The sequence below is a fragment of the Albidovulum inexpectatum genome (genome assembly GCF_002927635.1).
Classification (GTDB): Bacteria; Pseudomonadota; Alphaproteobacteria; order Rhodobacterales; family Rhodobacteraceae; genus Albidovulum; species Albidovulum inexpectatum.
This window is the reverse complement of record NZ_PRDS01000011.1, coordinates 25672-48410: the sequence shown is the minus strand read 5'-3', so window position 1 is coordinate 48410 and position 22739 is coordinate 25672. Positions and strand designations below refer to the sequence as shown.

General features: G+C 64.2%; 22 protein-coding genes and 1 tRNA gene. 2 read left to right on the top strand and 21 right to left on the bottom strand.

The annotated features are described in order from the left end of the window. Positions 1-7 precede the first annotated feature (7 nt). The 13 genes from rpoB to rlmB form a co-directional block, all read right to left on the bottom strand. Positions 8-4141 (bottom strand): DNA-directed RNA polymerase subunit beta, encoded by a 4134-nt coding sequence (gene rpoB, locus LV82_RS13725; RefSeq protein ID WP_104072620.1) that lies wholly within the window; start codon positions 4139-4141, stop codon positions 8-10. A 251-nt stretch (positions 4142-4392) separates the two neighbouring features. Further along, positions 4393-4773 (bottom strand): 50S ribosomal protein L7/L12, encoded by a 381-nt coding sequence (gene rplL, locus LV82_RS13720; protein ID WP_104072619.1) that lies wholly within the window; start codon positions 4771-4773, stop codon positions 4393-4395. A gap of 64 nt (positions 4774-4837) precedes the next feature. After that, positions 4838-5353: a 50S ribosomal protein L10 gene (gene rplJ / locus LV82_RS13715; RefSeq protein WP_104072617.1), complete on the bottom strand. Its 516-nt coding sequence runs from the start codon at positions 5351-5353 to the stop codon at positions 4838-4840. 266 nt (positions 5354-5619) lie between these two features. Beyond that, complete coding sequence (rplA, locus tag LV82_RS13710; protein WP_104072616.1) at positions 5620-6318, bottom strand: 50S ribosomal protein L1; 699 nt, start codon at positions 6316-6318, stop codon at positions 5620-5622. 3 nt (positions 6319-6321) lie between these two features. Continuing rightward, complete coding sequence (gene rplK, locus LV82_RS13705; RefSeq protein WP_104072614.1) at positions 6322-6774, bottom strand: 50S ribosomal protein L11; 453 nt, start codon at positions 6772-6774, stop codon at positions 6322-6324. Positions 6775-6870: 96 nt separating this feature from the next. Beyond that, a complete protein-coding gene (gene nusG / locus LV82_RS13700) occupies positions 6871-7404 on the bottom strand; it encodes a transcription termination/antitermination protein NusG (RefSeq protein WP_104072612.1) in 534 nt (177 codons plus the stop codon). Between the two features lie 185 nt (positions 7405-7589). Beyond that, the gene (secE, locus tag LV82_RS13695; RefSeq protein ID WP_104072611.1) at positions 7590-7784 is read right to left on the bottom strand and encodes a preprotein translocase subunit SecE; all 195 of its coding nucleotides are present in this window, start codon (positions 7782-7784) and stop codon (positions 7590-7592) included. A gap of 92 nt (positions 7785-7876) precedes the next feature. Then, the gene (locus LV82_RS13690; RefSeq protein ID WP_104072609.1) at positions 7877-8194 is read right to left on the bottom strand and encodes a phosphoribosyl-ATP diphosphatase; all 318 of its coding nucleotides are present in this window, start codon (positions 8192-8194) and stop codon (positions 7877-7879) included. Next, positions 8191-8952, bottom strand: coding sequence for an imidazole glycerol phosphate synthase subunit HisF (gene hisF, locus LV82_RS13685; RefSeq protein ID WP_104072608.1), 762 nt, complete (start codon positions 8950-8952; stop codon positions 8191-8193). Before hisF ends, LV82_RS13690 begins: the two co-directional genes overlap by 4 nt. A gap of 57 nt (positions 8953-9009) precedes the next feature. Further along, the gene (gene hisA / locus LV82_RS13680) at positions 9010-9729 is read right to left on the bottom strand and encodes a 1-(5-phosphoribosyl)-5-[(5-phosphoribosylamino)methylideneamino]imidazole-4-carboxamide isomerase (RefSeq protein WP_104072606.1); all 720 of its coding nucleotides are present in this window, start codon (positions 9727-9729) and stop codon (positions 9010-9012) included. Between the two features lie 64 nt (positions 9730-9793). After that, complete coding sequence (locus tag LV82_RS13675) at positions 9794-10270, bottom strand: CoA-binding protein (protein ID WP_104072604.1); 477 nt, start codon at positions 10268-10270, stop codon at positions 9794-9796. Positions 10271-10435: 165 nt separating this feature from the next. Then, positions 10436-10927, bottom strand: coding sequence for a YHS domain-containing (seleno)protein (locus tag LV82_RS13670; protein ID WP_245873171.1), 492 nt, complete (start codon positions 10925-10927; stop codon positions 10436-10438). 94 nt (positions 10928-11021) lie between these two features. Beyond that, positions 11022-11804, bottom strand: coding sequence for a 23S rRNA (guanosine(2251)-2'-O)-methyltransferase RlmB (rlmB, locus tag LV82_RS13665; protein WP_104072646.1), 783 nt, complete (start codon positions 11802-11804; stop codon positions 11022-11024). 122 nt (positions 11805-11926) lie between these two features. Here rlmB and LV82_RS13660 point away from each other — a divergent pair. Then, positions 11927-12010: transfer RNA gene (locus LV82_RS13660), tRNA-Tyr, on the top strand. A gap of 53 nt (positions 12011-12063) precedes the next feature. Here LV82_RS13660 and LV82_RS13655 read toward each other — a convergent pair. The 7 genes from LV82_RS13655 to LV82_RS13625 all read right to left on the bottom strand — a co-directional run bounded on the left by LV82_RS13655 (position 12064) and on the right by LV82_RS13625 (position 20866). Next, positions 12064-12843: a beta-keto acid cleavage family enzyme gene (locus LV82_RS13655; RefSeq protein WP_104072603.1), complete on the bottom strand. Its 780-nt coding sequence runs from the start codon at positions 12841-12843 to the stop codon at positions 12064-12066. Then, positions 12840-14168, bottom strand: coding sequence for an aspartate aminotransferase family protein (locus LV82_RS13650; RefSeq protein WP_104072601.1), 1329 nt, complete (start codon positions 14166-14168; stop codon positions 12840-12842). Before LV82_RS13650 ends, LV82_RS13655 begins: the two co-directional genes overlap by 4 nt. A 3-nt stretch (positions 14169-14171) precedes the next feature. Further along, a complete protein-coding gene (locus LV82_RS13645) occupies positions 14172-14597 on the bottom strand; it encodes a universal stress protein (protein ID WP_104072599.1) in 426 nt (141 codons plus the stop codon). 11 nt (positions 14598-14608) lie between these two features. After that, a complete protein-coding gene (locus LV82_RS13640; protein ID WP_104072597.1) occupies positions 14609-17254 on the bottom strand; it encodes a TRAP transporter permease in 2646 nt (881 codons plus the stop codon). A gap of 133 nt (positions 17255-17387) precedes the next feature. Further along, positions 17388-18350 (bottom strand): TAXI family TRAP transporter solute-binding subunit, encoded by a 963-nt coding sequence (locus LV82_RS13635; RefSeq protein WP_104072596.1) that lies wholly within the window; start codon positions 18348-18350, stop codon positions 17388-17390. A gap of 311 nt (positions 18351-18661) precedes the next feature. After that, positions 18662-19825, bottom strand: a complete 1164-nt coding sequence (locus tag LV82_RS13630) for a lytic murein transglycosylase (protein WP_104072594.1) — start codon at positions 19823-19825, stop codon at positions 18662-18664. A 66-nt stretch (positions 19826-19891) separates the two neighbouring features. Further along, complete coding sequence (locus LV82_RS13625) at positions 19892-20866, bottom strand: glutathione S-transferase family protein (protein ID WP_104072592.1); 975 nt, start codon at positions 20864-20866, stop codon at positions 19892-19894. A gap of 200 nt (positions 20867-21066) precedes the next feature. On the opposite strand from LV82_RS13625, the gene LV82_RS13620 reads away from it, so the two are divergent. Then, a complete protein-coding gene (locus tag LV82_RS13620) occupies positions 21067-21420 on the top strand; it encodes a hypothetical protein (protein WP_104072591.1) in 354 nt (117 codons plus the stop codon). Positions 21421-21454: 34 nt separating this feature from the next. Here LV82_RS13620 and LV82_RS13615 read toward each other — a convergent pair whose 3' ends face one another. Continuing rightward, positions 21455-22645 carry a MalY/PatB family protein gene (locus LV82_RS13615; RefSeq protein WP_104072589.1) on the bottom strand — a complete coding sequence of 397 codons (1191 nt, stop codon included), beginning with the start codon at positions 22643-22645 and terminating at the stop codon, positions 21455-21457. Positions 22646-22739: the final 94 nt, after the last annotated feature.

Genomic DNA, 22739 nt, shown 5'->3' with positions numbered 1-22739 from the left:
ACCGCCCTCACTCCTCCTCCGCATCCAGGAGTTCCATGTTGAGGCCGAGGCCCCGCACTTCCTTGACGAGAACGTTGAACGATTCCGGCACGCCGGCTTCGAAATTGTCCTCGCCCTTGACGATGGCCTCGTAGACCTTGGTCCGGCCGGCCACGTCGTCGGACTTGACGGTCAGCATCTCCTGCAAGGTGTAGGCCGCGCCATAGGCTTCCAGCGCCCAGACCTCCATCTCGCCGAAGCGCTGGCCGCCGAACTGCGCCTTGCCGCCCAGCGGCTGCTGCGTGACCAGGCTGTAGGGGCCGGTCGAACGCGCGTGGATCTTGTCGTCCACCAGGTGGTGCAGCTTCAGCAGGTACTTCACGCCGACGGTGACGGGACGGGCGAACTTCTCGCCGGTACGGCCATCGAACAGTTCCGACTGGCCGGACGTGTCAAAGCCCGCGCGGATCAGCGCATCGTTGACATCGTCCTCCTTGGCGCCGTCAAAGACCGGGGTCGCGATCGGCACGCCGCGCTTGACGATCTCGGCCCGCTCGACAAGGGCCTCCTCGTCTAGGTCGGCGAAGGCCTCGGCATAGGCTTCCTCGCCATAGCCGTATTTCAGCGCCTCGCGCACCGGGGTCAGGTCGCCCGAGCGGCGGTATTCCTGCAGCGCCTCGTCGATCTTCAGGCCCAGGCCACGCGCGGCCCATCCCATGTGCGTTTCAAGGATCTGGCCGACATTCATCCGCGACGGAACGCCAAGCGGGTTCAGCACGATGTCCACCGGGGTACCGTCGGCAAGGAACGGCATGTCCTCGATCGGCACGACCTTGGACACGACACCCTTGTTGCCGTGACGGCCAGCCATCTTGTCGCCCGGCTGCAGCTTGCGCTTCACCGCGACAAAGACCTTGACCATCTTCATCACGCCCGGCGGCAGGTCGTCGCCACGGCGGACCTTCTCGACCTTGTCCTCGAAACGATGCTCAAGCGCGCGCTTCTGCGCCTCGAACTGGGCGTTCAGCGCCTCGACTTCCTGGGCGTCGCTCTCCTCGGCCAGCGCCAGCTGCCACCACTGCCCCTTGGACAGCGAGTCCAGCAACTCCTCGGTGATCTCGGAATTGGCCTTGACGCCTTTCGGCCCCTTGACCGCGACTTTGCCCAGAAGCAGCGCCTTGAGACGGGCATAGATGTTGCGCTCGAGGATCGCCAGCTCGTCATCCCGGTCACGGGCCAGACGCTCGATCTCCTCGCGCTCGATCTGCAGCGCACGCTCGTCCTTCTCGACGCCGTGGCGGTTGAAGACCCGCACCTCGACGACGGTACCGTAATCGCCCGGCGGCAGACGCAGCGACGTGTCGCGGACATCCGAAGCCTTCTCGCCGAAGATGGCGCGCAGAAGCTTTTCTTCGGGCGTCATCGGGCTTTCGCCCTTGGGCGTGATCTTGCCCACCAGGATGTCGCCCGGGCCAACCTCGGCCCCGATATAGACGATGCCGGCCTCGTCGAGATTGCGCAGCGCCTCTTCGCCGACATTGGGGATGTCGCGGGTGATCTCCTCGGGTCCCAGCTTGGTGTCGCGGGCGGCGACCTCGTACTCCTCGATATGGATCGAGGTGAAGACGTCGTCGCGCACGATCCGCTCGGAGATCAGGATCGAGTCTTCATAGTTGTAGCCGTTCCACGGCATGAACGCGACGATGACGTTCTTGCCAAGCGCCAGCTCGCCCTGATCGGTCGAGGGGCCGTCGGCGATGACATCACCCTTGGCAACCTTCTGACCCACCTTCACCAGGGGTTTCTGGTTGATGCAGGTGTTCTGGTTCGACCGCTGGAACTTGCGCAGACGGTAGATGTCGACGCCCGGATCGCCCGGCTCCAGGTCCTCGGTCGCGCGAATGACGATACGGGTCGCGTCGACCTGGTCGATCACGCCCCCGCGGCGCGCCACGATCGCGGCACCCGAGTCCAGCGCAACCTTGCCTTCCATGCCGGTGCCGACAAAGGGAGCATCGGCCTGCAGCAGGGGCACGGCCTGCCGCTGCATGTTCGAGCCCATCAGCGCGCGGTTGGCGTCATCGTTCTCAAGGAACGGGATCAGCGCCGCGGCGACCGAAACCAGCTGCTTGGGGCTGACGTCGATCAGGTCCACGGCCTCGGGTGGGTTCAGCATGAACTCGCCGCCCTGCCGGGTCGAGACCAGTTCGTTCACGAAGCGGCCATTCTCGTCCAGCTGGGCATTGGCCTGCGCGATCGTGTGCCGCATCTCCTCGGTCGCGGACATGTAGACGACCTCATCGGTCACCTGCCCGTCCTTCACGCGGCGATAGGGCGTTTCGATGAAGCCGTACTTGTTCACCCGCGCATAGGTGGCCAGCGAGTTGATCAGACCGATGTTCGGGCCTTCCGGCGTTTCGATCGGGCACATCCGGCCATAATGGGTCGGGTGCACGTCGCGCACCTCGAAGCCCGCGCGCTCGCGGGTCAGACCGCCCGGCCCAAGCGCCGACAGGCGCCGCTTGTGCGTGACTTCCGACAGCGGGTTGGTCTGGTCCATGAATTGCGACAGCTGGCTGGAGCCGAAGAATTCGCGCACCGCCGCCGCCGCGGGCTTGGCGTTGATCAGGTCCTGCGGCATGACCGTGTCGATCTCGACGCTGGACATGCGCTCCTTGATCGCGCGCTCCATGCGCAGCAGGCCGACGCGATACTGGTTCTCCATCAGTTCGCCGACCGAACGCACCCGGCGATTGCCCAGATGGTCGATATCGTCGACCTCGCCCCGGCCATCGCGCAGCTCGACCAGCGCCTTGATGCAGGCAACGATGTCCTCGCGGTCAAGCGTGCGCTGGGTGTCGGGCTTGTCGAGCGCAAGGCGCATGTTCATCTTGACCCGGCCAACGGCCGACAGGTCATAGCGCTCGCGATCGAAGAACAGCGACTGGAACAGCGCATCCGCGGCCTCGACCGTGGGCGGCTCGCCCGGGCGCATGACCCGGTAGATGTCCATCAGCGCGGTTTCGCGGTTCCAGTTCTTGTCGGCCGCCATCGTGTTGCGGATGTAGGGGCCGACATTGACGTTGTCGATGTCCAGAACCGGGATCTCGGTGATGCCGTTGTCCAGCAGCGTCTTCAGCGTGCCGCCGCTGATCTCGCCATCCTTGTCCAGCGTCAGCGTCAGCTCTTCGCCCGCCTCGGCATAGATCGCGCCGGTTTCCTCGTTGATGATGTCGTGGGCAACGAAACGGCCGACGATATGATCGAAGGGAACAAGAAGCTCGGTCACCTTGCCTTCGTCGATCCACTTCTTGACCATCCGCGGCGTGGCCTTGTCGCCAGCCTTCAGGATGACTTCGCCGGTGGCAGCGTCCACGAGGTCATAGCTTGGCCGGGTGCCGCGCACGCGCTCGGGGAAGAATTTCGTCACCCAGCCCTTGTTCTTGGCAAGCTTGAAGGTCACCGTGTCATAATAGGCCGACATGATGTCGTCCTGGTCCATGCCCAGGGCATAGAGCAGGGTCGTCACGGGCAGCTTGCGGCGACGGTCGATGCGCGCAAAGACCAAATCCTTGGCGTCGAATTCGAAGTCCAGCCACGAACCGCGATAGGGAATGATGCGGCAGGCGAACAGCAGCTTGCCCGAGGCATGGGTCTTGCCCTTGTCGTGATCGAAGAACACGCCCGGGCTGCGGTGCATCTGGCTGACGATGACGCGCTCGGTGCCGTTGATGATGAAGGTGCCGTTCGACGTCATCAGGGGCATGTCGCCCATGTAGACGTCCTGCTCCTTGATATCCTTGACGGACTTGGCGCCGGTCTCTTCGTCGACGTCGAACACGATCAGGCGCAGGGTGACCTTCAGCGGCGCGGCATAGGTCAGGTCGCGGGCCTGGCATTCCTCGACATCGAATTTCGGCTTCTCGAGCTCGTATTTCACGAATTCGAGAATGGCCTTCTCGTTGAAGTCCTTGATCGGGAAGACAGACTGGAAGACACCCTGGATGCCCTCGCCGTCCAGCGGCTTGTCGCCGTCCCCGGATTTCAGGAACAGGTCATACGAGGCCTTCTGAACCTCGATGAGGTTCGGCATCTCGAGGACTTCGCGGATCTTGCCATAGTATCTGCGGATACGTTTCTGGCCAACGGTCGCTTGCGCCATGCTCGTCGTCACCTTTCGTCTCTTCGCGGGTGTGGCTCCGTCGGGGACACGGCGCCACGCCGCTTGCGAATGAAGGGGGCCGGTTCAATTCATGCACCCCGTCCCACCGGGGCACTCCCGAACCGTGAACCTCGCCTTGAAGGGGGCACCGACGCCGTGCCCGGCGCCACCTTCAAGACAGGTTCGGCTGGGCCCGGGAAAGCCCCGGACCCAGCCCAAGTTCCATGTCGGGACCGAAGCCCCACACGGTCTTACTTCAGCTCGACCTTGGCGCCAGCCTCTTCGAGCTTCTTCTTGATCTCTTCGGCCTCGGCCTTCGGAGCAGCTTCCTTCACCTTGCCGCCGGCTTCGACCAGTTCCTTGGCCTCTTTCAGGCCCAGGCCGGTGATGGCGCGAACTTCCTTGATCACGTTGATCTTGTTCGCACCGGCATCGGTCAGAACGACGTCGAATTCGGTCTTTTCTTCGGCAGCAGCGCCAGCGTCACCGCCAGCAGCCGGACCGGCGACCATGACCGCGCCACCGGCGGCGGGCTCGATGCCGTACTCGTCCTTCAGGATTTGCTTCAGCTCCTGGGCTTCGAGAAGCGTGAGGTTCACGATCTCTTCGGCAAGTTTCTTCAGATCAGCCATTTCAGTATTCCATTCCTGGTTTGTGTTCCAACGTCAGGCCGCAGCCGACGAAGGCAGTTGTTGCTCACGCGGCTTCCCGCTCTTCCAAGGTCGAAAGGATGCCCGCGATGTTCGAAGCAGGCGCGCCAATGGCCCCGGCGATGTTGGAGGCAGGCGCCCCGATGCAGCCGGCGATGGAAGCGATGAGCTCCTCGCGCGACGGCATGGCGGCAACGGCCTTCACACCAGCCTGGTCCAGCGCCGTGCCGTCCATTGCGCCGCCAAGGATCACGAACTTGTCGTTCTTCTTGGCATAGGCATCCGCGACCTTCGCTGCTGCGACAGGGTCCTCGGAATAGACGAGCACGGTCATGCCCGTGAGAAGCTGGCCGATGCTTGCGCAGGGCTTGCCTTCAAGGGCGATCTTGGCGAGCCTGTTCTTGGCGACACGGACGGACCCACCCGCTTCACGCATGGCCGCGCGCAGGTCCTGCATCTGAGCAACTGTCATGCCTTCGTAGCGGGCAACCACCACGACGCCAGAGCTTTCGAAGATCTGGCCGAGTTCCTCGACCACTTTCTCTTTCTGGGCTCTATCCACAGTCTCACTCCAAGTATGGGGGTTTCCCCCCGGCTCTCTAGGTCCCGGCACGTTCGCCGGGGTTCGGGTCCGTGATGGTCCCGAGGCCAGGATCGCCCGAGGCATCGCCCCGGTTGTTCCAGTCTCGTTTCCCATCTCAGGAAGGACTTATGGGGAAGTTCCCCGCCCTCCGTCTCGGACAGGACGGCGCCGCTTGCGGCACCGTCATCCCCGGCCCCGAAGGACCGGGAATCTTGCCGGGGCGGGCTTGCCCGCCCCGAAATCCGTTACTGCGCGGTCGCCGAGGCGAGATCCACGCTGATGCCCGGCCCCATGGTCGAGGACAGCGACACCTTCTTCAGGTAGGTGCCCTTGGCGCCGGCCGGCTTGGCCTTGGCCACCGCATCGACGAAGGCGCGGACGTTCTGCGCCAGCTTCTCTTCGTCGAACGACACCTTGCCAATGCCGGCGTGAACGATACCGGCCTTCTCGACCTTGAACTGGACTTCGCCGCCCTTGGCCGCCTTTACGGCCGCGGCGACGTCGTTCGTCACCGTGCCGACCTTCGGGTTCGGCATCAGGTTGCGCGGACCCAGGATCTTGCCCAGACGGCCGACCAGCGGCATCATGTCGGGCGTGGCGATGCAGCGATCGAAATCAATCTTGCCCGACTGGATCGTCTCCACCAGGTCCTCGGCGCCGACGATGTCGGCCCCGGCTTCCTTGGCCTCGTCAGCCTTGGCACCACGGGCAAACACGGCCACGCGCACATCCTTGCCCGTGCCATTCGGCAGCGTGACGACGCCGCGCACCATCTGATCGGCATGACGCGGATCAACACCCAGATTCAGGGCGATCTCCAGCGTTTCGTCGAATTTCGCCCCGGCGGTGGACTTGATCAGCTTGACCGCCTCTTCAACCGTGACGTTCGACTTGCCGGCGAAGGCCTCGCGGGCCGCCTTCATGCGTTTCCCAAGCTTGGCCATGACTTACCCCTTTACCTCGATGCCGCAGGACTTGGCCGAGCCAAGAATGATCTTCATCGCGGCTTCGATATCGTTCGCCGACAGATCCTTCATCTTCGCCTCGGCGATCTCGCGGATCTGCGCGGGCGTCACGTAGCCGGCGACCTCGCGTCCGGGCTTCGACGACCCCTTGGGACGGTTGCGCTTGCCGACCGGCTTCAGACCCGCGGCCTTCTTCAGATACCACGACGCCGGCGGCGTCTTGATCTCGAAGGTAAAGGACTTGTCCGCGTAATAGGTGATCAGCGTCGGGATCGGCGCGTCCTTTTCCATGTCCTGCGTGCGGGCATTGAACGCCTTGCAGAACTCCATGATGTTGATGCCGCGCTGACCCAGAGCCGGACCAACGGGCGGCGACGGGTTCGCAGCCCCCGCCTTGATTTGCAGCTTCAGCTGCCCAACGACCTTCTTGGCCATCTGGCCTCTCCTTCTTCACTGGCGCCACCCGCCAAGGGTCTGGCGCAGTTTAGTGGTCCGGCCAGGCTGCCGCCTGAACCTCCCACGACACACGCCTCAGGCGACTTTCTGCACCTGGGCGAATTCCAGCTCGACCGGCGTCGGCCGGCCAAAGATCGACACCATCACCTTCAGGCGGTTGGCATCTTCGTCCACCTCTTCGACCATGCCCGTAAAGCCGTCGAACGGGCCATCGGTGACCTTCACCTGTTCGCCCACCTCGAAATGGATCAGGCTGCGCGGGGCTTCCTGGCCTTCCTCGACACGGTTGAGGATCGCGTTGACCTCCGAATCACGCATCGGCATCGGCTTGCCCTGCTGACCCAGGAAGCCCGTCACGCGGTTGATCGAGTTGATCAGGTGATAGCCGCGATCGGTCATTTCCATGTGGACCAGAACATAGCCGGGCATGAAACGGCGCTCGGTCTTGACCTTCTTGCCGCGGCGAACCTCGATGACCTCTTCGGTCGGGACCAGAACCTCGTCGATCTCGTCCTCAAGGCCCTGCTCGGCCACGGCGTGCTTGATCTGCTCGGCAACCTTCTTCTCGAAGTTCGAGAGAACGCTTACCGAATACCACCGTTTCGCCATCTGCCTCTGACCTCGTCTGCCGGCGACACGACGCCGGATCTTGAATGAATTTCAGCGGGTTGCCCCATTCTTGCCTGAACAAAAAACAGCGCGCAGGACGAATCGATGCGCGCCGGGCCCAGGCAGTTAGGCGTTCAGTTACAGGCCTTCGGCGCGAATTTCAAGGCCGAATGGCACGGCCACCTTCAGCTGCTGAGCCCAAGGATCGTGGTCAATCCCAGCCGGATGACCAGATCCACCAGAAAGAAGAAGACCGATGTCAGCGCCGCCATGACGAAGACCATCGCCGTGGTGACCATCACCTCGCGCCGGTTGGGCCAGTGAACCTTGGCAACTTCCGAGCGCACTTGCTGGATGAACTTGAGCGGATTGGTGGCCATGAATGGACCCTTCGCGGTGGTGGAACCATGGCGGGATACGCGGAAGCGTTCGGGAATTCAAGCCCGCCCCGCCCCGCGCGACCGAAGTGCCATCACGATTGATTGCGCGACTGCCGCTCGGCAATACCCGACACGCCCTCGCGCCGGGCAAGTTCGTCCACCACCTCCTCCAGCGTGACGCCGCGCGCGCTCAGCATGACCAGAAGGTGATACAGCACGTCGGCGGCTTCGGCGACCAGCCTGCCGCGATTGCCACGCACGGCCTCGATCACGGCCTCGATGGCCTCTTCACCGAATTTCTCGGCGCATTTTTCCGGCCCCCGCGACAACAGCCGCGCCGTCCACGACGATTCGGGGTCGGCGTCACGGCGCGAATCGATCGTCGCTGCCAGGCGTTCCAGAACGTTCATTCCAGCCTCATCGGTATGCCCGCGCGGGCCATATGCTCCTTGGCCTCGCGAATGGTGTAATCCCCGAAATGAAAGATCGACGCGGCCAACACCGCCGAGGCATGGCCCTCGACGATGCCCTCGACCAGGTGGTCCAGCGTCCCGACGCCCCCCGATGCGATCACCGGGATGTCCACGGCATCTGCAATCGCGCGGGTCAGCGGAATGTTGAATCCTGCGCGGGTTCCATCCCGATCCATCGAGGTCAGCAGGATCTCGCCCGCGCCGCGCTCTTCGACCTTGCGGGCAAACTCCACCGCGTCGATTCCCGTCGGGCGCCGCCCTCCATGGGTGAAGATCTCCCACCGCCCCGGTTCGACGGTCTTTGCATCGATCGCGACGACGATGCACTGGCTGCCGAAGCGATCTGCGGCTTCTGCCACGACATCGGGGTTTGCCACGGCGGCCGAGTTGAACGACACCTTGTCGGCACCGGCCAGCAACAGCGCACGCACGTCGTGATGACTGCGCACACCCCCGCCGACCGTCAGCGGGATGAAGCATTGCTCGGCCGTGCGCGACACCAGGTCATACATCGTGCCGCGGTTTTCATGCGTGGCGTGGATGTCCAGAAAGCAAAGCTCATCCGCGCCCGCCGCGTCATAGGCCTTGGCCGCCTCGACCGGATCGCCCGCATCGACAAGGTTCACGAAGTTGACGCCCTTGACAACGCGGCCATCGGCCACGTCCAGACAGGGGATGATCCGGGTCTTCAGCATCGATGCATCCTTTCGGAAATGTCCTAGCGCGCCACCGCCGCGATGGAAAGGGCGCGCTCAACCCGCCAATGCACGGATCGCCTGAGTCACATCGATCGCCCCGTCATACAGTGCCCGCCCCGAGATCGCGCCCGAGATCACGCCGGTATCCCGCAGCGCGATCAGGTCATCCAGCGACGACACCCCGCCCGACGCGATCACGGGGATCGAGACGGACCGCGCCAGATCTGCCGTGGCCTCGATATTGGGGCCCGTCATGGCGCCGTCGCGGCCGATATCGGTATAGATGATCGCGGCCACCCCGGCATCCTCGAACCGGCGGGCCAGATCGATGGCCACGACATCGGTCTGGTCTGCCCAGCCGCGCGTCGCGACACGCCCGTCGCGGGCATCGATCCCAACCGCGATCCGGCCGGGAAACGCGCGCGCGGCCTGGCGCACCAGATCCGGGTTCTCGACCGCGACAGTCCCCAGAATGACCCGCGCCAGCCCCTTGGACAGCCACATCTCGATCGTGCCCATGTCGCGGATTCCCCCGCCCAGCTGGGCGGGCACTTTCACGCGCGACAGAATCGACTCGACGGCGGCGGCGTTGACGGGTTGGCCGGCAAAGGCCCCGTTCAGATCGACCAGGTGCAGCCATTCGCAGCCCGCCGCCTCGAAGGCCGCGGCCTGCGCGGCCGGGTCATCACCAAAGACCGTGGCCTTGTCCATCTCGCCATGTAGCAGGCGGACACATTGGCCATCCTTCAGGTCAATCGCGGGATAAAGGATCATCGCGGCTTCTCCGTGTCGGTTCCGGCCGCGTCTTGCCACAGCGGGGCGCGATTGCAAAGCCATCCTACAGCCGAGACGATATCACGCCCGTCGCAAAGCCTCCCATCCGCAATTCTCCGAACAGCCGCTGATATTCGATCTTGGGACAGCGATTCTGAACAACGCTCAAGCCGGCTGCCTCGGCCTTGCGCGCGGCCTCGGGATGTTCGACCCCGATCTGCATCCAGATGGTGCGCAATCGCGGCAGATGCGTCATCGCCTCGTCCACGATCGCGGGAACGGCGTCGGGGCGGCGAAAGATGTCCACCATGTCCACACCGGCTTCGTCGGGGATCGAGGCCAGGTCGGGATAGACCGTCTGCCCAAGGATCGTCTGCCCCGCATGGCCGGGATTGACCGGGATCACGCGATACCCCTTCAACCCAAGATAACGCGCAACGTAATGCGATGGCCGTACCGGATTGGGGGAAACCCCCACCACCGCAACGACGCGGGTCGTGCGCAGGATATCCTTCAGATATTCGTCCGAACACGCGGTCATGGCGTCATCATGCACGAAAAAAGCGCCCGATCCAGAGAACGGGCGCCAGTCGCGGAACGAGGGACAGTGAATGAGAAGCAGCGATGTTCCGTGTGCGCCGCTTCCAGTATGGAATTTAGGACGGATCGGTCGGCTTGAAAGACCTGTCGCGGGAATGTGATCACGTCATTGCCCCAGAACCGATGGCCAGTTGCGATCGGCCATTGCCACATAGGTCGCGATGTCCTGCCGCCAGATGGCGCGAATCTCGGGCGAGAAATTGAGGTACAGCCGCCCGTCATGGATGGTGAAGGCATCGGGATCGCCGGGCGCCAGGCTGCCCTTGGCGACGGCATAGGCGCAATAGCCGCCATAGCGCGGCATATAGGCCATGGGATTCATCTCGAAGGCCTCGAGGTTTTCGGGCGTCGAGAAATACCACATCACGCCATGCCATTTCAGCGCAAGCGAAGACAGGCCCATGACCGGCTTGCCCTGGGTGAAATAGGCAACCGGATCATAGCCCGAAAGCGCGATTCCCCCCGGTGCATTGATCTCGGGTTCGGTGGCCAGTGCGGGGCGCAGGATCGTCCCCGTGACCGGAAGCAACAACAGGGCCGCGATGATGGCGCGGCGCGTCACGGCTTGGCCGGCGGTTCGGACATGGGCGGATCGCATTCTTCCTCCTCTGGCTTCGGACAGGCCAAAGATGTCACCCCGCGCGCCGTGGCGAAAGACCGCTCCCGCAAGCGTGAAGACTTGTGTCCAACCGTCAGCGGCGCGAGGCCGCATAAAGCGCAACCGCCGCCGCGTTCGAGACATTGAGCGATCCGAACTGGCCGACAAAGGGGATACGGACCAGCCGATCGCAGGTCTCGCGCGTGCGCGCGCGCAGGCCGGGCCCCTCGGCCCCAAGCACCAGAACGACGGGGCGGCCCGAAGCCTCTGCCAGTCCCTCTTCCAGGGTCGTTTCGGCCTCGCCATCAAGGCCCAGCGCGACATAGCCCATGGCCTGCAGACGCTGCAACGTATCGGCCAGGTTGCCGACGCGCAGATAAGGCTGGCGTTCAAGCGCGCCGCTTGCCGTCTTGGCCAGCGCCCCGGTTTCGGGCGCGGAATGGCGCGAAGGCGCGATCACGGCGCGGGCCCCGAACACCTCGGCCGATCGCAGGATCGCGCCGACATTGTGCGGATCGGTCACGCGGTCGAGCGCCACGACAACGGCACCCGGGCCGGTCGAACACAGCTCGTCCACGGATCCCCAGCGCAAGGGGCGAACCTCGAGCGCCGCGCCCTGGTGCACGCTGGCCGGGTCCAGCGGCACCTGCTTGTCGAAGATACGCGCATCGACGATTTCGGGCTCGATCCCGGCCGCCCCCAGAACATCCGAGCCCAGCCGGTCGGCAGCGTTGCGCGTCAGGACCAGCCGCAACCGTTCACGCCGCGGATTGGCGAGCGCATCGCGCACCGCGTGCAGGCCGAACAGCCACACCGTCTCGGCCGAGGCCTTGCGGCGGGCGCGCTCCTTTTCGATGACCCAGGCGGGTTTCTTCATGGCGATATCCATATCTCGGGTTGCAACCGGGCCTATCCCAGATCACGCGGTCTGTGAAGCGCATTGCGGCCAAGATTTGGTGTTGACGCCCCGCGCGTTGGGCAGTAATCAGCCAGCGCGTCGGGCGACGTGCTGCAAGGTGCGGCAGCGGACTGTAACTCCGCCGGGGAGACCCATGCCTGGTTCGATTCCAGGGTCGCCCACCATCCCCTTCCCTGCAAATACATGACCTGTCAGGCTGCGTGAACAGCTCTACCGTTCACCGGTGCAGTCCTGCGGCTCGAAGCTCGGCGATCAGTTCCGCCACGCGCTCGGCATTGTCGCGCGCCACGCGACCGTCCCGCATCAGGCGGTTGTTCTCGAAACCGATTCGGGCCTTTCCGCCGGAGGCAACGGCAGCCACAAGGCACTCGGTTTCATGCGGACCAAAGGCGCACAGGGCCCAGTCGGGGGCGAGCCCGGCGCTGTTCTGCGCCTCGAGCACCGGCAGCAGCTGATCTGGCGTCGATACCTGGCCCGGCACATAACGTCCAAGGACGTGCAGAACGCAAAGCCCTTCGGCCGACACGATCCCGGCGCCGACCATCAGGGCAAGCCGCGCGATGTCCTGCGGGCCATACAGGATATGCTGCACCTCGATACCGGCCTCGTGGCACAGGCCAAACAGGCGGGCATTCGCCGCGTCGTCATCGTCTGCCGTGATCTCGGCAACCGCGATGGAAACCGCAGGTGGGCGCAAGGTCTCGACCAATGCCCGCTGTTCGGCCGGGCTGTAGCGGCCCACGGATTCGGTCGTGACCTGAACGTACAATCCGGGGCAGGCAACGTTCAGCTCGGCCAGCAGCTCGGCATAGAGCCCGGCATCCAGAACGTGCTGGCCCTTGGTGTCGCGCACATGGGCATGCAGTCCGTCGGCCCCCGCGGCCTGACAGGCGCGCGCCGTCCGGACGATCTGCTCGACCGTCACGGGCAGCGCAGGATGATCGTCCGGCCCAAGCCGAGCGCCGTTCGGCGCAACCATCACGCGCGGCAGGCTCATGCCACGAGCGCCCGGTCGATGGCGATTGCCAGCTTGTCCACCAGTTCACCGATTTCGTCATCGCTGATGATGAAAGGTGGTGCCAGCAGCACGTGGTCACCGCGCCGCCCGTCGATCGTGCCGCCCATCGGATAGCAGATCAGCCCCACCTCCATGGCGGCGGTCTTGATCCGCGCGTGCAGGCGCCGGGCGGGGTCGAAGGGCGCCTTGGTCTCGCGGTTCTCGACCAGCTCGACGCCCCGGAACAAGCCGCGCCCGCGAATGTCACCGACATGGGGATGCTGCCCCAGCCGCGACCGCAGGGCAGCGTCCAGCTTCTGGCCCTGCGCGCGCACGCGCGGCAGGAGCCCGTCATCAAGGATGCGCGACAAAACGGCATTCGCCGCCGCAGCCGCCATGGAATGGCCCATATAGGTATGACCATGCTGGAAGAATCCCGACCCCCGGTCGATCGCATCAAAGATCGCGCCGCTGCACAGCAGCGCGCCGATCGGCTGATACCCCGCGCCCAGACCCTTGGCGATCGTGATCATGTCGGGCGACACGCCGTCCTCGAGACAAGCATACAGGTGACCCGTACGCCCCATGCCGCACATGACCTCGTCCAGGATCAGCAGCACGCCATGGCGGTCGCAGATCTCGCGGATACGCTTCAGATAGCCCGGCACCGCGGGGACGGCGCCGGCGGTTGCCCCGACGACCGGCTCAGCGATGAATGCCATCACCGTTTCGGGCCCAAGCCGGTTGATCTCGGCCTCCAGCTCACCGGCGACGCGCCGGCCATAGGCCTCGACGCTTTCGCCTTCTTCGCGGCCGCGATATTCGTAGCAGGGCGAGATATGGGACGTCTCGATCAGCAGCGGCGAGAACTGCGCGCGGCGCCATTCGTTTCCACCGGCGGCAAGCGCCCCCAGCGTGTTGCCGTGATAGCTTTGCCGTCGCGCGATCACCCTGTGACGCGCCGGCTGGCCGATCTCGAGGAAATACTGCCGGGCAAGTTTCAGGGCTGCCTCGACAGCCTCGGACCCGCCGGACACAAGATAAACCCGTTCGATCCCTTCGGGTGCCTCTTCAACCAGCCGGTCGGCCAGCGCTTCGGCGGCTTCGGTCGTGAAAAAGCCGGTATGGGCAAAGGCCAGCCGGTCCAGCTGCGCATGCAGTGCCGCGCACACCTTTTCATCCGAATGGCCAAGACAGGATACCGCGGCACCGCCCGACCCATCCAGATAGCGGCGGCCCTGGGCATCGATCAGGTAGCAGCCTTCGCCACCCACGGCAAAAGGCAGCTTTGCGCGGGTCGAGCGGCCAAAGATGTGACCGGGCATGGCTCAGCTCCGCGCCACATAGACCGATTGGCGGGCATGGCGAACGACCCGCGCCGCGTTCGGCCCCAGCAGGTAATCCTTCAATGCCGGACGGTGCGACCCGATCACGATCACATCCACATCGTATTTGTCCGCCGCCTTCAGGACCTGGTCGTAGATCGTGCCGTGCCCGACATGGGCATGGGTTTCGATTCCTTCGGGCGCATGCCGACGAATCCAGTCCTTCAGGCTTTCCAGAATTTTGGCATGCGCCTTCTTCTCGTATCCCTCGGGGAAGAAGCCCGAGACCTGCGGCAGGCCGAAATCCGGCATCACCGTGATGACGTGCAGAACCCCGCCGTCGTGCAGAAGATCCAGCGCGGCGGCAAGTGGCGCGCGGCTTGTTTCCTCGTTTCCGATATCGACGGCCAGCAGGATCGTCTTGGCCATGGCTCAACTCCTCAGAAGGCGGGTTTGGTTTGGCGGCGGCGTTGCAGCGCGACGACCAGCCCAAGCAGCAGCAGGGCGGGGATGTAGAATACCTGCTTTGGCATCCGCTGCGCTGGCGTCAGAAGGCTGACAACCTCGACCCGCGTGTCGGTGTAGAAGTCGAATCCCTTCAGCTGTTCGCCGTAATACGACCCGAACATCGGCTCGTCCATGAAGAGCCTGTCACCCTCCTGGATCAGGAACAGGCCGGCGGCCTCGGCGCGACCGGTCGGCGGATCCGACTCCGTCACCGTGTGGACAAGGGTCATTCGGGTGATGCTGCCATCCGAGAAGGACGGGCCTTCGACCACGAAGCGGACCGTCTCCCCGGGCTGCGCCGCATCGATGGCCGCGGCCAGATCGGTCGGCGGGCTTTCATGGAACCGGGGCTGGATCCGGTCCAGCCAGAACCCCGGCACGAACAGCGTGAACGCCACCAGCAGCAGGGCGGCACTTTCCCACAGCCGCGACGGCGCCAACAGATAGCCCTGGGTCGCGGCCGCAAACAGAAGCATGGCGATGGTCGCAACAACAAAGATGAAAGCCGCGTGCAGCAGGCCCGCCCATGTCCCCAGATCCACGCCATACAGGATCAGCGTGGGGTTGTAGATGAACAGGAACGGCAAGGCGACCGTGCGCATGGAATAGAAGAACGCCGTGAAGCCCGTGCGGATCGGATCGCCGCCCGATACGGCCGCGGCGGCAAAGCTTGCCAGCCCGACCGGCGGGGTCACATCGGCCATGATCCCGAAATAGAACACGAACAGATGCGCCGCGATCAGCGGCACGATCAGGCCCTCCTGTGCGCCCAGGCTGACCACGACCGACGCCATCAGTGACGAGACGACGATATAGTTCGCCGTCGTCGGAAGGCCCATGCCCAGAATCAGCGAAAAGACCCCGACCAGAAGCAGCATGATGAACAGGTGGCCGCCCGACAAGAGCTCGACCAGACCCGCAAGTTCGGTGCCGATCGGGGTCTTGGTCACGGTCGCCACGATGATGCCGGCGGCTGCCGTGGCCACGCCGATGCCGATCATGTTGCGCGCGCCCATGATCAGGCCCTCGATCAGATCCAAGAACCCGGCCCGCGTGGCCTGAGCCACATCTTCGCCCCGGAACATGGCCTTCAGCGGCCGCTGGGTCACGATGATGAACAGCATCAGTCCAACGGCATAAAAGGCCGACTTTGCCGGAGATTGCATCTCGACCATCAGGAACCAGACCAGCACCAGGATGGGCAGCAGGAAATGCAGCCCCGTGGGAAAGACCTGTGCGATGGTGGGCAGCTTGATCTCGGTCGAGTTCGGATCGTCCAGGGCAAGGTCCGGGCGGCGCGCCGCAACACGCACGGCCAGCACATAAACCCCCAGGATCGCGGCCATCACGACCCAGTCGGCAATGCCCGGCGCGGCGGCACGCAGACCGCGGATGCCATAGATCAGGGCCGTGAAGGCGATTGCCGCCAGGACGAAGCCGATGAAGATCTTGAGAAACATCTGAAGCAGGCTGCGGGCCTCGCCCAGCGCGGGCATGTCCTTCTTCAGCGCCTCGAGATGCACGATATAGACCAGGGCGATATAGGAGATCACCGCCGGGATGAAGGCGTGCTTGATCACCTCGACATAGGAAATCCCGACGAATTCGACCATCAGGAAGGCCGCAGCCCCCATGACCGGCGGCATGATCTGTCCGTTGACCGAGCTTGCGACCTCGACCGCGCCGGCCTTTTCCGAGGAAAATCCAACACGCTTCATCAGCGGGATGGTGAAGGTCCCGGTGGTCACGACATTGGCGATCGACGAGCCCGAGATCAGACCCGTCATCGCCGACCCGACAACCGCCGCCTTGGCTGGCCCCCCGCGCAGATGCCCCAGCCCGGCAAATGCCAGCTGGATGAAGTAGTTGCCCGCCCCGGCCTTGTCGAGAATCGCGCCGAACAGGACAAACAGAAAGACGAAGGCCGTCGAGACGCCCAGCGGAATGCCGAACACGCCTGTCGTATCCAGCCACAGCGAATTGATCAGCGCCGTGAAGGACAGGCCGTTATGTTCGATCAGGTCGGGGATCAGCCAGCCTTGCCCGATATAGGCATACAGCATGAAGAGCGTCCCCACGATCGCCAGCGCGGGGCCCAGCGCCCGGCGCGAGGCTTCCAGCAGGACCACGATGCCGACGGCGCCGATTGCGACCTGCATCTGCGTGGGCAGACCCGAGCGCGCGGTCAGCGCCAGCTCGGTCGAGAATGCGAAGACGTAGAAGGCGCAGCCAAAGCCGACGAAGGCCAGAATCCAGTCCACCAGAGGCACGCGGTCGCGCGGCGAAGACTTGAAGGCCGGATAGGCGAGATAGGCCAGCACCATCGCAAAGGCCAGATGCATCGGCCGGGTCTGCGAGGAATTCATCACCGGCAACCATGCCCCGAACCAAAGCTGCGGCTGGGCGATCCACAGCTGGAACAGCGACCAGGCAAGCGCAAGGCCCGAGATCAGCAGAGCGACCTTGCGGTTGGTCGGCGCGCGGCCTCCGGTATCGGTTGCGGCAACCAGCTCCTGCAGTTCTTCCTCGGACAGCGCGGCGGCGCTCTGGTCCTGGCTCCGATCCTGGTTCTGGCTCATCACGGGGTCCCTCGTTTGCTGCGGGGCCGTGCCGGATCTTCAGGCCGTCAGCCCCTGAGACGTGAAGGGCGCCGACCAAAGCCGGCGCCCGGTCGCGGCCCGGGCTGTCCGGGCCGCAATCGGCGCCGGCCGATTATTCCAGAAGGCCGGCTTCGCGATAGTACTTTTCGGCCCCCGGATGCAGCGGCGCGGACAGGCCGTCCTTGACCATCTGCTTGGGGTCCAGATTGGCGAAAGCCGGATGCAGGCCCCGGAACTGGTCGATATTCTCGAAGACCGACTTGACCAGCGCATAGACGACGTCATCGGGCACATTGGCCGACGTCACCAGCGTTGCGCCCACGCCGAAGGTTTCGACATCGTCGGGGTTGCCGCGATACATGCCGCCCGGGATGACCGCCTTGCGATAGAAGGGGTTTTCCTCGACCAGCTTGTCGATTTCGGGGCCGGTCACGCTGACCAGGACCGCATCACAGGCCGTGGTCGCTTCCTGAATCGAACCCGACGGATGGCCGACGGTGTAGACCATCGCATCGATGTTGTTGTCGCACAGTGCCTGGCTTTGTTCCGCCGCCTGCAGCTCGGAAGCAAGGGCGAAGTCGTCCATGGTCCAGCCCTTGGCGGCCATCACCACTTCCATCGTGCCACGCTGGCCGGAACCGGGGTTGCCGACATTGACGCGCTTGCCCTTCAGATCGTCGAAGGTCTTGATGCCCGCATCGGCGCGCGCCACGACGGTGAACGGCTCGGGGTGAATCGAGAAGACGGCGCGCAGCTCCGTGAACGGGCCGTTCTCCTCGAATTTCGAGGTGCCGTTATAGGCGTGGTACTGCCAGTCGGACTGGGCCACGCCGAATTCCAGCTCGCCCGAGCGGATGGCGTTGATGTTGTAGACCGAACCGCCCGTCGATTCGACGGCACAGCGGATGCCATGTTCGGACCGTGTCTTCGACATCATGCGGCAGATCGCGCCGCCCGTCGGATAATAGACGCCGGTGACGCCCCCCGTGCCGATCGAAATGAACTTGTCCTGCGCCGCGGCCGGGCCCGCAGCAAGCCCAAGCGCAACGAGCGCTCCAAAAACGGCATGTTTCATGCTCAACTCCCTTGTTGTCCCAATGGATCGGAACCAAGAGACGCTTTCGTCCGCGACATGTCAACGCAAGAAGGAAGACAGGCCCTTGGCATCCGTGCACCCCGGCATGACCGGAAGCGGCTGATGACCGGACGCGCGCGGGACATTCATCGCTCCCGGCTCGCGGCCGATCGACACCGCGCGAGGCCATCCAGACCGGTCCAATTGCAGCGCCGGACCCATCTGCACCCCATGGGCGCGCCCCGCATTGCAGTCGACCGCGCCAATCGCGAATGGGGCCGCCCCGCGGGATCGTCAATGACCCGGGCGCGCTACAGCCGGCCCAGCAACGCCGGCGTCGGCCAGGCATCCGCGGGCAGGCCAAGACGGACTTGCTCCTTCTGAACGGCCTCGCGCGTTTTCTCGCCCAGGATGCCATCGACACCGCCCACGTCGTGACCGCGCGCCACCAGTCTGCGCTGCAATTCCTTCATCTGCTGGGTCGTCAGGCCAGGTTCGGGATTGCGCGGATCGAAGACCGGCGCGCCCTCCAGCCGCGTGGCGAAATAGGCGGCGGTCGTGACATAGACGAAACTGCGGTTCCATTCGAACAGCACACTGAAATTCGGATAGGCCATGAAGGCCGGTCCCTTGCGCCCCATCGGCAGCAGGATCGCACCTGACAGGCCACGCGCCAGAGGGGCGCTGCGCCCGCGAACGCCCATCCGCTCCCATTCCTCGATCCGCCTGGGATGGTTCAGGCCCGTTCGGGACCAGTCCAGGTCGGACGGCACGACGATTTCCTGCAGCCAGGGCTCATTCGGGCGCCAGCCAAGCCCGCGCAGCATATGCGCGGCGGACATCAGCGCATCGGGGGCCGAGGTCTTCAGTCGGACATGACCGTCCCCGTCGCCATCGACTCCGTTGCGCAGGATGTCCTCGGGCAGCATCTGGACCATGCCGATCTCGCCCGCCCATGCCCCCGTCGTGCGGCGTGGATCAAAGTCGCCGCGTTCATACAGTTCCAGCGCGGCAAAGATCTGGGGACGGAACAGTTCCGGCCGGCGGCAGTCATGGGCAAGCGTGACCAGCGCGTTCAACGTGTTGAACTTGCCCTGAACGGCGCCGAAATCGGTCTCGAGCCCCCAGAAGGCCAGAAGGATGCCCCTGGGCACGCCAAGCTCGGCCTCGATCCGGTCGAATACGGGCCCATATTTCTGCGCGTTGCGCCGGCCATTCTCCAGCCGGTCGCGCCGGATGACCGCGCGCGCGAAGTCGATGAAGGACTTGCGAAACACACCCTGGGACCGATCTGCCCGCAGCACGGCAGGGTCCTGCCGGACATGCGCGAAGAAGGCTGTCACCGTCTGCGGATCGTGCCCCATCGCGATGGCCTCGCGCCGCAGTTCCGAAACAAAGTCGCCAAACCGGCCACCGCAGGCGACGGCCGTTTGCGGAAGGACAAGCATGACAATTGCCGCAACGATGGGCCGCATCGGTTTCCCCCCTGCATCTCGGACCGGAAAAGGCTCACCGATGGCGGGCCGGATTGCAAGGCCGGGTCAGTAGCGGCCGTGCGGGGCCGCGAAATCGATGACCGGATTTATCGGGATGATACGGTGCGGATTTATCATCTCGTGGCTGTAGTGGTAGTGACGCACGAAGTGATCCGGCCGAACCGTTCCGGCCACGCCCGGCCATTGATACAGCGCGCGGGTATAGGCCCACAATGCCGGGTAGTCGATCAGCCGTCGGCGGTTGCACTTGAAGTGCAGGTGATAGACCAGATCGAAGCGCACCAGCGTGGTGAACAGGCGCCAGTCGGCCTCGGTCAGCCTGTCGCCCATCAGCCATGTCTGGCGTGACAGCCGGTCCTCGAGATCGTCGAGGGTGTCGAACAGCGCATGCACCGCTTCATCATAGGGCTGCTGCCGTGTCGCGAAACCCGCCTTGTAAACCCCGTTGTTGACCTTGTCGTAAATCCGGGCGTTGATCTTCTCGATCCCGTCGCGCAGGTCTTTCGGCCAGTAGTCGTCGCGATTTCCGGTCAGCTCGTCGAAGGCTGAATTGAACATCCGAATGATGTCGGCACTTTCGTTCGAAACGATCGTGCCGGTTTCGCGGTCCCACAGGACCGGCACCGTCACCCGCCCCGTGTAGCGCGGATCGGCCCGGACATAGACCTCGCGCAGGTAGTCATGCCCGAACAGACGGTCCCCCGTCGCGCCAGGGAAATCCGTATCGAAAGTCCAGCCGTCATCCAGCATGTCGGGATGGACGACCGAGACGTCGATGATGTCGTCCAGCCCCTTCAGCGCGCGAAAGATCAGCGTGCGATGCGCCCATGGGCAGGCATAGGAAACATACAGGTGATAGCGCCCCGCCTCGGCCTTGAACCCGCCCCGCCCGGTCGGACCCGGCGAACCATCTGGCGTGACCCAGTTCCGAAAGCGCGACTCGCTGCGCTTGAATGCGCCGCCCGTCGCTTCGGTATCATACCATTCGGACGACCAGCGCCCCTCGATCAACATGCCCATAATCGGTTCCTTTCCTTGCCAACAGATAGGGCATCCGTGGACCGGGCCAAAGCGCGTCAGGGCGAAGCCTGCGTGCATTCATGCACGGAACCAAGGCTTCATTGGCCCGTTACCTTTCCCGGTCAGGATGGTGACAGATCGAATGTCGAGCTTGATTCACCGCGCGAATGGCGCATGCTGAACGACGGGGGGTATTTGAGATGACCGATTTTTGTCTGCCAAGGGATGTTCAGGCCGGGCTGGAAGAAGCCCACAAAAGGGACCAGTTGCGCCGCGCGCGCCTGCGCGTGCAGGTCGGAGATGAGACTTACCCGATACTTCGGTTTTCGGAATCGGTCTTCCGGCTGGATGCCGGCCAGGTCGCGCATCTGCGCGGTCTTGTCGATATTTATGACGGGGCGCGGCATCTGTATCAGTCGCTGATCGTCGCATCGGAAATCGACAACGGCGAGCTGGTCTGCACCTCCAAGCGCATGACAGCCGCGCGCGAGACAGCGCCGCTCGACTATGCGCGCGAGGACGATGCGCCGGTGGCCGCCCTGCCCTTCATGTGACATGCCGGGCCGCGCTGGCGGCCCGGCGTCCAACTTACTGAAGATCGTCGAACGCCGCCTGGAGGCGTTCGACCGCTTCCCTGATACGCGCGCGGGGCATCGCCAGGTTGAAGCGCAGATGCTGATCCCCGCCCAAACCGAAGGCAGGCCCCGGGCTGGCAGCGATTCGTGCCCGCCCCGCGACGCGGGCGGCAATTTCCGCCTGGTCCATACCCGTTCCCGAGAAATCCACCCATGCAAGATAGGTGCCCTGCATCGGCGCCATGCGCACACCCGGAATGGCCTGCACGCCTTCGCGGAACAGCTGATGGTTCCCGTCAAGATAGGCCACGCAAGCGTCCAGCCACGCGGCCCCTTCCGGCGAATAGAGCGCGGGCGTCATGTGCAAGGACATCGCATTAGGCGAAATCGCCATGCGTGCGATCTGACGCGCAAAGGCCGCACGCAGGGCCGGATCGTGAATGATCGCATTGCCGCAATGCATGCCCGCGACGTTGAAGCTCTTGGACGTCGCGCTCAGCACCACCAGCCGGTCGGCGATTCCGGTATCGGCAAGCGGCATCACGGTATGCCGGTGTCCGGGGAAGACCAGATCATGATGGATTTCGTCCGACACCAGGATCAGATCATGCCGGCGCGCGAAATCGGCCACGCCGCGCAATTCCTCGACCGTCCAGACCCGGCCGCCCGGATTGTGTGGCGAACACAGGATCAGCATGCGCGCATTGCCCGTCATCATGCCATCCCAGCGATCGAAATCCATCTGGAACGTCCCATCCGGGGCGACCGCCAGAGGACATTCGACAAGCTGCCGGTCATTGGCCCGCACGACCCGGCCAAAGGCATGATAGACGGGCGACATGACGACCACGCCATCGCCGGGATTTGTATAGGCCTGGATGCACAGGGCCACGGCATTCACCAGCCCATGCGTGGTGAAGATCGCGTCGCTCTCGATCTGCCAGCCGTGGCGCTCGCGCATCCACCAGATGATCGAGTCGTGATATTCGCGCAGATCGCCGAAATAGGTGAAGATGCCGCTTTCCGCGACATCGCGCACGCGGGCGATGACCGATGGCGGCGCGCGGAAATCCATGTCGGCAACCCACATGGCCAGACCCTCTTGCGCGGGTATGCCGAACTGCCGTTCCATCCCGTCCCATTTCTCGGAATGGTGTCCACGAAATTCGACGATCTCGTCGAAATCGAAGCTGTGTGAATTCATGGGGGCTCCTTGTGTTTGGGCCGAGCCTACCGATCCTTGCCAAAGGCGCAAGCCGGTGCTGCCCCATTGCGAAAGCCCCCTGCTTGACCTACAT